The 8,792-nt window shown below is 64.9% G+C and carries 9 protein-coding genes and 1 pseudogene; 3 read left to right on the top strand and 7 right to left on the bottom strand.

The annotated features are described in order from the left end of the window. The 3 genes and pseudogenes from ACQKPE_RS25090 to ACQKPE_RS25100 all read right to left on the bottom strand — a co-directional run. Nucleotides 1-414, bottom strand: a pseudogene (locus ACQKPE_RS25090) (hypothetical protein); the annotation flags it as partial. 53 nt (nucleotides 415-467) lie between these two features. Beyond that, nucleotides 468-668, bottom strand: coding sequence for a sulfur carrier protein ThiS (gene thiS, locus ACQKPE_RS25095; protein ID WP_427669376.1), 201 nt, complete (start codon nucleotides 666-668; stop codon nucleotides 468-470). A gap of 102 nt (nucleotides 669-770) precedes the next feature. Further along, nucleotides 771-1,142 carry a DUF423 domain-containing protein gene (locus tag ACQKPE_RS25100; RefSeq protein ID WP_427669377.1) on the bottom strand — a complete coding sequence of 124 codons (372 nt, stop codon included), beginning with the start codon at nucleotides 1,140-1,142 and terminating at the stop codon, nucleotides 771-773. 64 nt (nucleotides 1,143-1,206) lie between these two features. On the opposite strand from ACQKPE_RS25100, the gene mtgA reads away from it, so the two are divergent. Then, on the top strand, nucleotides 1,207-1,917 hold the full coding sequence (gene mtgA / locus ACQKPE_RS25105) for a monofunctional biosynthetic peptidoglycan transglycosylase (protein ID WP_427669379.1): 711 nt from the start codon (nucleotides 1,207-1,209) through the stop codon (nucleotides 1,915-1,917). A gap of 64 nt (nucleotides 1,918-1,981) precedes the next feature. On the opposite strand, the gene rpoH is transcribed toward mtgA, so the two are convergent. The 4 genes from rpoH to ftsY all read right to left on the bottom strand — a co-directional run bounded on the left by rpoH (nucleotide 1,982) and on the right by ftsY (nucleotide 6,073). Next, nucleotides 1,982-2,836, bottom strand: a complete 855-nt coding sequence (gene rpoH / locus ACQKPE_RS25110) for an RNA polymerase sigma factor RpoH (RefSeq protein ID WP_427669381.1) — start codon at nucleotides 2,834-2,836, stop codon at nucleotides 1,982-1,984. A gap of 113 nt (nucleotides 2,837-2,949) precedes the next feature. Further along, complete coding sequence (gene ftsX / locus ACQKPE_RS25115) at nucleotides 2,950-3,978, bottom strand: permease-like cell division protein FtsX (RefSeq protein ID WP_427669382.1); 1,029 nt, start codon at nucleotides 3,976-3,978, stop codon at nucleotides 2,950-2,952. Then, nucleotides 3,975-4,646 (bottom strand): cell division ATP-binding protein FtsE, encoded by a 672-nt coding sequence (gene ftsE / locus ACQKPE_RS25120; RefSeq protein ID WP_196162395.1) that lies wholly within the window; start codon nucleotides 4,644-4,646, stop codon nucleotides 3,975-3,977. Before ftsE ends, ftsX begins: the two co-directional genes overlap by 4 nt. Further along, complete coding sequence (gene ftsY, locus ACQKPE_RS25125) at nucleotides 4,643-6,073, bottom strand: signal recognition particle-docking protein FtsY (RefSeq protein WP_427669384.1); 1,431 nt, start codon at nucleotides 6,071-6,073, stop codon at nucleotides 4,643-4,645. Before ftsY ends, ftsE begins: the two co-directional genes overlap by 4 nt. A gap of 232 nt (nucleotides 6,074-6,305) precedes the next feature. Between ftsY and ACQKPE_RS25130 the strand changes: the two genes are divergently transcribed. Both ACQKPE_RS25130 and ACQKPE_RS25135 read left to right on the top strand, forming a co-directional pair. Then, complete coding sequence (locus ACQKPE_RS25130; protein ID WP_427669386.1) at nucleotides 6,306-7,661, top strand: M16 family metallopeptidase; 1,356 nt, start codon at nucleotides 6,306-6,308, stop codon at nucleotides 7,659-7,661. Next, nucleotides 7,654-8,792: M16 family metallopeptidase (locus ACQKPE_RS25135; RefSeq protein WP_427669387.1), on the top strand; the 1,139-nt coding region annotated here is incomplete at its 3' end. The genes ACQKPE_RS25130 and ACQKPE_RS25135, both read left to right, overlap by 8 nt.

Consider the following 8,792-nt stretch of genomic DNA (forward strand, 5'->3'; position numbering starts at 1 on the left):
GCCTGCCGATGCCCGCGCCGCGTTCGAGCGGGGCAGCGTTGACGCCTGGGTGATCACGTTGGGGAACAGGGTTTTCTGGTCGGCCAGCACTTCCAGCTTGACCAGGTTATGGCCATCGAGCAGCTCACGGGCCAGGCGACAGGTGCGCACGGCCTCGATAGCGTCATAGCAACCCGCGGTGTTCGGCAGGATGGTGTAGCGGCTAGGTGGCAGCACGTCGAGCAGGTTCGGCTCGCCCGGGTTCTGGCCGAGGTTGGTGCGGCGCACGGCGACGGTGACGATTTCGGCACCCGAGGCCTCGATGGCCAGGCGGGTTTCCTCCATGTCACGGTACTTGCCGGTGCCGACCAGCAGGCGCGACTGGAACGTGCGCCCGGCCAGGGTGAAGGGCTTGTCGCTACGAACGTTGCTCATCGTTGTTCCTCGGAAAAGGTTGCAGGGCTTGCAGGTGAAGTGCTGGCGGCGGGTTAACCGCCACCGATGGCATGCACCACTTCGACCTGGTCGCCTTCGTTCAGCAGGGTGCTCTCATGCTGGCTGCGCGGCACGATATCCAGGTTCAGCTCCACGGCCACCCGGCGTCCGGCCAGCTCCAGCCGGCCCAGCAAGGCTGCGACACTCTCGCCGGCAGGCAATTCGTAAGGTTCACCGTTCAGTTGAATGCGCATGCGCACGGCCACCATCGTTCATTGGGGCCCGCATTCTAGCCCCGATCAGCGCGTGAACCCAAGGCCGGCGGGCACCATTAGTCGCGATTCCCGACCACTCGGTCAACCCAGGCGCCAGGCCGCCAACCCCAGGCACAGCCAGCCGGCAAGGAAGCACAGGCCACCGAAAGGCGTGATGATACCCAGCTTGCCAATGCCGGTAGTGGTGAGCAGGTAGAGGCTGCCGGAGAACAGCAGGATGCCCACGGCAAACAGGCCACCGGCCCAGCCTACCAGGCGACCCGGCAGGTGCACCGAGAGTACGGCGACGGCCAGGATCGCCAGCGTGTGCACCAGCTGGTAGGTCACGCCGGTCTGGAAGATGGCCAGGTAATCGGCAGTGAGGCGGTTCTTCAAGCCGTGGGCGGCGAACGCACCCAGGGCGACACCGGTGAAGCCGAAGAACGCGGCAAGCATCAGGAAGCTGCGAAGCATGGGACGACTCCTCGAAAGGGGTCTGTATAATGGCCCGTTCCACCGGTCCGGCCAAGCTATCGACATGCTGTCATCCCTCATTCGCCGCCTCGTTCGCGCCCTGCTCTGGTTCGCCGCCGGCAGCATCGTGCTGGTGCTGGTGCTGCGCTGGGTACCGCCACCGGGCACGGCGCTGATGGTCGAGCGCAAAATACAGTCGTGGTTCGGCGGCGAATCAATCGACCTGCAGCGCGACTGGCAACCCTGGGACAACATCTCCAACGAGCTGAAAGTGGCGGTCATCGCTGGTGAAGACCAGCGTTTCGCCAACCACTGGGGCTTCGACATTCCCGCCATCCAGGCCGCCTTGGCGCACAACGAACGCGGCGGCAGCGTGCGCGGGGCCAGCACACTGACCCAGCAGGTGGCCAAGAACCTGTTTCTCTGGTCGGGTCGCAGCTGGCTGCGCAAGGGGCTGGAGGCCTGGTTCACCGGGTTGATCGAGCTGTTCTGGTCGAAGGAGCGGATTCTCGAGGTGTACCTCAATAGCGCCGAGTGGGGGCCGGGGGTATTTGGCGCCCAGGCGGCAGCGCGCTATCACTTCGGCGTCGATGCCAGCCGCCTGAGCCGCCAGCAGGCCGCCCAGCTCGCGGCAGTGCTGCCCAGCCCGCTCAAGTGGAGTGCCAGCCGACCCAGCGCCTATGTGGCCAGCCGCGCAGGGTGGATCCGTCGACAAATGAGCCAGCTGGGTGGCAACAGCTACCTGATGCAGCTGGAGGCTGGGCGCAGGCCCTGACAGCAGCAACAAAAAACCGCCTGCCCCGTAAGGGACAGGCGGTTTCTTCAATCCAGGCCACTGATCAGACAGTAATCAGCGCCTTGACCTTGTTCATCGCGTTCTTTTCCAGCTGGCGAATACGCTCGGCCGACACGCTGTATTTCTCGGCCAGCTCATGCAAGGTGGCCTTCTCTTCCGCCAACCAGCGCTGGTAGAGAATGTCGCGGCTACGCTCGTCGAGGCCACTGAGGGCTTCGTGCAGGTTGCTGCTGGAGTTGTCGCTCCAGTCGGCATCCTCGAGTTGCAGGGCCGGGTCGTAGCGGTGGTCTTCCAGGTAATGCGCGGGCGACTGGAAGGCGCTGTCGTCGTCAGCATCCGCTGCCGGGTCGAAGGCCATGTCATGACCGCTCAGACGGCTTTCCATCTCGCGTACTTCACGGGGCTCCACGCCCAGGCTTTCCGCCACACGGTGCACTTCGTCGTTGTTCAGCCAGGCCAGGCGTTTCTTCTGGCTGCGCAGGTTGAAGAACAGCTTGCGCTGGGCCTTGGTGGTAGCCACCTTGACGATGCGCCAGTTGCGCAGGATGAACTCGTGGATCTCGGCCTTGATCCAGTGCACCGCGAAGGACACCAGACGCACGCCCATTTCCGGGTTGAAACGCTTTACCGCCTTCATCAGGCCAACGTTGCCTTCCTGGATAAGGTCGGCCTGAGCCAGCCCATAGCCTGCATAGCTACGGGCGATATGTACGACGAAACGCAGGTGGGCCATTACCATTTGCCGAGCGGCCTCAAGATCCTGCTCGTAGTAGAGACGCTCGGCCAGTTCACGCTCCTGCTCGACCGTCAGCAGCGGAATGCTGTTGACCGTATGCACATAGGCTTCCAGGTTTGCACCGGGAACCAGGGCATAGGCAGGTTGCAACGAAGTGGTCATCAAGGTACCTCCAGACTCACTAGACTCGTGCCTTGTGGGCACTGCCAACATTGACCGGAAACCTCGAAGTAAGTTCCCATAACGATAAGAAAGTCAATGATGGCAAGAAAACATTATCGCGGCGCCAACTCGTTCAGGTGACGGGCGACCGCGATCCATGCACCGATATACCCCAACAATACTGCCCCAATCAAGAGCGATAGACCATCGGACCCTGGTACACCTGCCAGGGCAAAATCGCTGCCATACAGGCCGGAAAGCCCTACCACCGCGTCGTTCAGCCAGTTCAGCCCGAACGCCAGGATGCCCCAGGCCAGCACGCCCGCACCCAGGCCATACAGCGCGCCCATATAAAGGAAGGGCCGCCGTACATAGCTGTCGGTGCCGCCGACCAGCTTGATCACCTCGATCTCGACGCGACGGTTCTCGATATGTAGGCGAATTGTGTTACCAATTACCAAAAGCAGGGCAGAAATCAGCATCACTGCCAGGCCGAAGACAAAGCGGTCGCCCAGCTTGAGGATCGCCGCCAGGCGCTCCACCCACACCAGGTCGAGCTGCGCCGCTTCCACTCGCGGCAGCTCCGACAGACGTTGGCGCAACGCTTCGAGCGCTGGCTTGTCGACTTCGGTCGGCGTCACTACCACCACACCTGGTAAAGGGTTGTCCGGCAATTCGCGCAGGGCCTCGCCCAGGCCCGACTGCTGCTGGAACTCCTGCAAGGCCTCTTCGCGGCTGACGTACTGAGCCTCGGCGACACCCGGCATGCCTTTGATTTCATCACGCAAGGCCTCGCCATCGCGGCTGCCGGCGTCGAGCTTCAGGTACAGCGAAATCTGTGCGGCGCGCTGCCACGAACCGCCGAGTTTCTCGACGTTCTGCAACAGCAACGACAGGCCCATGGGCATGCTCAGGGCAACGGCCATCACCAGGCAGGTGAAGAAGCTGCCGATCGGCTGCTTACCCAGGCGCCGCAGGCTGTCGGTCAGGCTCGCGCGATGGCTTTCCAGCCAGGCGTTCAGTAGGGTGCGGAAATCCGGGCCGTCGTCGTCATGGCTGCCGCGCGGCTTCTTTTCCGGTTGCGGGTCGGCGGCCTTGGGCGCGACACGCTCGGACATCTTGGTTGAACGTGTGCTGCTCATTGGCCGGCCTCCCCATCGCCGATCAAGCGACCGCGCTGCAGGGTCAACATGCGGTGACGCATGCGCGCGATCAGCGCCAGGTCGTGGCTGGCGATCAATACCGTGGTACCCAGGCGGTTGATGTCCTCGAACACGCCCATGATCTCCGCGGCCAGGCGCGGGTCGAGGTTACCGGTCGGCTCGTCAGCCAGCAGCAGCGCAGGCTGGTGCACGATGGCCCGGGCGATGCCGACCCGCTGCTGCTGTCCGGTGGACAGGTCGGCGGGGAACAGGTCGCCCTTGTCGGACAACGACACACGCTCCAGCGCCGAATCCACGCGCTTGGCGATTTCCGGCTTGGACAGCCCGAGAATCTGCAGCGGCAGGGCGATGTTGTTGAACACTGTGCGGTCGAACAGCAACTGGTGGTTCTGGAACACTACGCCGATCTGCCGACGCAGGAAGGGAATCTGTGCGTTGCTGATCTGCCCCAGGTCCTGGCCGGCCAGCAGCAGCTTGCCGCTGGTCGGGCGCTCCATGGCCAGCAACAGGCGCAGCAAGGTGCTCTTGCCGGCGCCGGAGTGGCCGGTGACGAACAGGAATTCGCCGCGGCGCGCCCTGAAGCTCAGTTCATGCAGGCCGACATGGCCATTGGGGTAGCGCTTGGCGACCTGTTCGAATCGGATCATGGGTGCTCTCGCTCGGCAAACAGGGCCTTGACGAACGACTCGGCCTCGAAAGTGCGCAGGTCGTCGATGCCTTCGCCGACACCGATGAAGCGAATCGGCAGGTTGAACTGCTTGGCCAGGGCGAAGATCACCCCGCCCTTGGCGGTGCCGTCCAGCTTGGTCAAGGCCAGGCCGGTGAGCTCTACGCTCTGGTTGAAGTACTTGGCCTGGCTAATGGCGTTCTGCCCAGTGCCGGCGTCGAGCACCAGCAGCACCTCGTGCGGCGCCTCGGCATCGAGCTTGCCGATCACCCGACGGACCTTCTTCAGCTCTTCCATCAGGTTGTCCTTGGTGTGCAGGCGCCCCGCGGTGTCGGCGATCAGCACGTCGGCACCCCGGGCCTTGGCGGCCTGCACGGCGTCGAAGATCACCGAGGCCGAGTCGGCACCCGTGTGCTGGGCGATCACCGGGATCTGGTTGCGCTCGCCCCACACCTGCAACTGCTCTACCGCCGCAGCGCGGAAGGTGTCGCCGGCGGCCAGCATGACCTTCTTGCCCTCGAGCTGCAGCTTCTTGGCCAGCTTGCCGATGGTGGTGGTCTTGCCGGCGCCGTTCACGCCGACCACCAGGATTACGTAGGGCTTGTTCTGGGATTCGACCTTCAGCGGCTGCTCTACCGGGCGCAGCAGGTCGGCCAGTTCCGCTTGCAGCGACTGGTACAGGGCATCGGCATCGGCCAACTGCTTGCGCGCGACCTTCTGGGTCAGGTTCTGGACGATGGTGGAAGTGGCCTCCACGCCCACGTCGGCGGTGAGCAGGCGGGTCTCGATCTCATCGAGCAGGTCGTCGTCGATGGCCTTCTTGCCCATGAACAGGCTGGCCATGCCCTCGCCGATGCTGGCGCTGGTCTTGGAAAGGCCTTGCTTGAGACGGGCGAAGAAGCCAGGTTTGTTGGCTTCGGTAGCAACCGGGGCCAGGGCTGCGACCGGCTCGGGCTCGGGCTCGGCCGGCAGCTCGGGAATGGCCGGGGGTGCTTTCGCCTCCAGGTCAGGCACCAGGGCCACGGGCTCTTCGGGCACGGGCAGGACCAGATTGCTGATCGGCGCATCGACCGGGGCTGCCTCGATCGGTGCCTGGTGCGCGATAACCGGAGCGGGCGCAGGCTCGGCTGCGGGCAAGGCCACTTCAATCGGGGGCTCTGGGGTTTCGACAGGCTCGACGGGCTGGGCAGCTACCGGGGCCTCGACAGGCGCGGGCGCAGACTCGGCCACGACAGCGCCAGGCTGCTCGACGAGCGCCTGCGGTGCAACCGGCTCGACAGCCTGTGGCTCAGGGGTTTGCGGCTGTTCGGCGACAGCTTGCTGCGGTTTCTTGCGGAACCAGCCGAACAGGCCTTTCTTTTCACCGGACTCGTCCGGCGCTTTCTTGTCGTCGTTGGAACCAAACATGGAAGACGGCTATCTCAGGGTGGCGATGCGCCACTGGCGGCGCACCGGGAATTCTCTAAACGCAGAACAGACTGTTTTTCAGCCGGCTGGTTCATGCGCAACGTTTTGTCGAACAGACCTGCGGGCCAGAACGGCGACAGGCATGGTCGCCAGGCAACCGGATCAGTATCCTAGCACCTCCTGGCCCGCCGACGCTAAACCCACGCGGGCCGCCGTACAGGTTATCCATCGTATGAATGCTCTAGCCCGCCGCGCCGCTGGCCTGTTGCTCAGCACGCTCTGCCTGCCGCTCGCGGCCCTGGCTGCCGACGCGCAGCCCACCCACGAATTCATCCTCGACAACGGCCTGAAGGTGATCGTGCGTGAAGACCACCGCGCCCCGGTGGTGGTGTCGCAGATCTGGTACAAGGTTGGTTCCAGCTATGAAAGCCCCGGCCAGAGCGGCCTGTCCCACGCCCTGGAGCACATGATGTTCAAGGGCAGCGCCAAGGTCGGCCCCGGCGAGGCTTCACGCATCCTGCGCGACCTCGGCGCCGAGGAAAACGCCTTCACCAGCGATGACTACACCGCCTATTACCAGGTGCTGGCCCGCGACCGCCTGCCGGTGGCCCTGGAGCTGGAGGCCGACCGCCTGGCCAGCCTGCGCCTGCCGGCCGACGAGTTCAGCCGCGAGCTCGAAGTCATCAAGGAAGAACGCCGCCTGCGCACCGACGACCAGCCCAACGCAAAGGCTTTCGAGCTGTTCCGCGCCATGGCCTACCCGGCCAGTGGCTACCACACCCCGACCGTCGGCTGGATGGCCGACCTCGAGCGCATGAAGATCGAAGAGCTGCGGCACTGGTACGAAGCCTGGTACACCCCGAACAACGCCACCCTGGTGGTGGTCGGCGACGTCACCGTCGACGAGGTCAAGGGCCTGGCGAACAAGTATTTCGGCGCCATTCCCAAGCGCGCGGTGCCACCGGCCAAGTTGCCACTGGAGCTGGCCGAGCCCGGCTTGCGCCACCTCACCCTGCACGTGCGCACGCAACTGCCCAGCCTGATCTATGGCTTCAACGTGCCTGGCCTGGCCACCGCCAAAGAGCCACGCACCGTCCACGCCCTGCGCCTGATTTCCGCACTGCTCGACGGCGGCTACAGCGCACGCATGCCTGCACAACTGGAGCGTGGACAAGAACTGGTGTCTGGCGCCTCGTCCAGCTACAACGCCTTCACCCGGGGCGACAGCCTGTTCCTGGTATCGGCCACCCCGAACGTGCAGAAGCAGAAAACCCTCGCCGATGTCGAGAAAGGCGTCTGGCAATTGCTCGACGAACTCAAGACCACCCCGCCCAGCGCTGAAGAACTCGAGCGTGTGCGCGCCCAGGTCATCGCCGGGCTGGTCTACGACCGCGACTCCATCACTAGCCAGGCCACCACCATCGGCCAGCTGGAAACCGTGGGTCTGTCGTGGAAGCTGATCGACAGCGAGCTCGACGAGCTCAAGCGCGTGACCCCACAAGACATCCAGACCGCCGCCCGTACTTACTTCACCCGCGAACGCCTCAGCGTTGCCCACGTCCTGCCCGAGGAGTCCGCCCATGAGTGATCGCAGCGCACCCCGCTACACCCTGTTCGGCGTCGGCATCATCGTCGCGGTGGTGGCCATGGCCGTTTTGCTGGCCGGCCCGGTGCAATCGGACAACGCGGCCAAGGCCGACAGCAGCGCCGCACGCCCGGCCAACACCCTGCAATCGCTGGCCGAGCTCGACGGCAAGGCGCCCAGCCGGCGCCAGCTGAACATCCAGCACTGGACCACCGCCGAAGGCGCGCGGGTGCTGTTCGTCGAAGCCCGCGAGCTGCCGATGTTCGACCTGCGCCTGACCTTCGCCGCCGGTAGCAGCCAGGACGGCGGCACCCCGGGCCTGGCCACGCTGACCAACGCCATGCTCAACGAAGGCGTCGCCGGCAAGGATGTCACCGCCATCGCCCAAGGCTTCGAGGGCCTGGGTGCAGACTTCGGCAATGGCTCCTACCGCGACATGGCCGTGGCCTCGCTGCGCAGCCTGAGCGCCACCGACAAGCGCGAACCGGCGCTGAAGCTGTTTGCCGAAGTGGTCGGCAAACCAACCTTCCCCCAGGACGCACTGGAGCGCATCCGCAACCAATTGCTGGCCGGCTTCGAATATGAAAAGCAGAGCCCCGGCAAGATCGCGGGCAAGACCCTGTTCGCCAAGCTCTACGGCGACCACCCCTATGCCCACCCCACCGACGGCACCGCACAAAGCATCTCGGGCATCACCCTGGAGCAACTGCGCGCCTTCCATGCCAAGGGCTATGCCGCAGGCAACGCGGTGATCGCCCTGGTCGGCGACCTCAGTCGTAGCGAGGCCGAGGCCGTCGCCGCCCAGGTGTCCGCCGCCCTGCCCCAGGGGCCAGCCCTGGCCGCCCCTGCCGAGCCGAAAGCGCCCAAGGCCGGGGTCACTCATATCGAGTTCCCGACCAAGCAAACCCACCTGATGTTCGCCCAGCTGGGCATCACCCGCCAGGACCCGGACTGGCCTGCGCTGTCGCTGGGCAACCAGATCCTCGGCGGTGGCGCCTTCGGCACCCGGCTGATGGCTGAAGTGCGTGAAAAACGCGGCCTGACCTACGGCGTGTACTCGGCATTCAACCCGAGGCGTTGGTTCGCTGGAACCACCCCGAGTTCGGCCTGCTCTACCCCGACCGCTTCATCGGC

Source organism: Pseudomonas sp. NPDC089554 (assembly GCF_050280645.1).
Lineage (GTDB): Bacteria > Pseudomonadota > Gammaproteobacteria > Pseudomonadales > Pseudomonadaceae > Aquipseudomonas.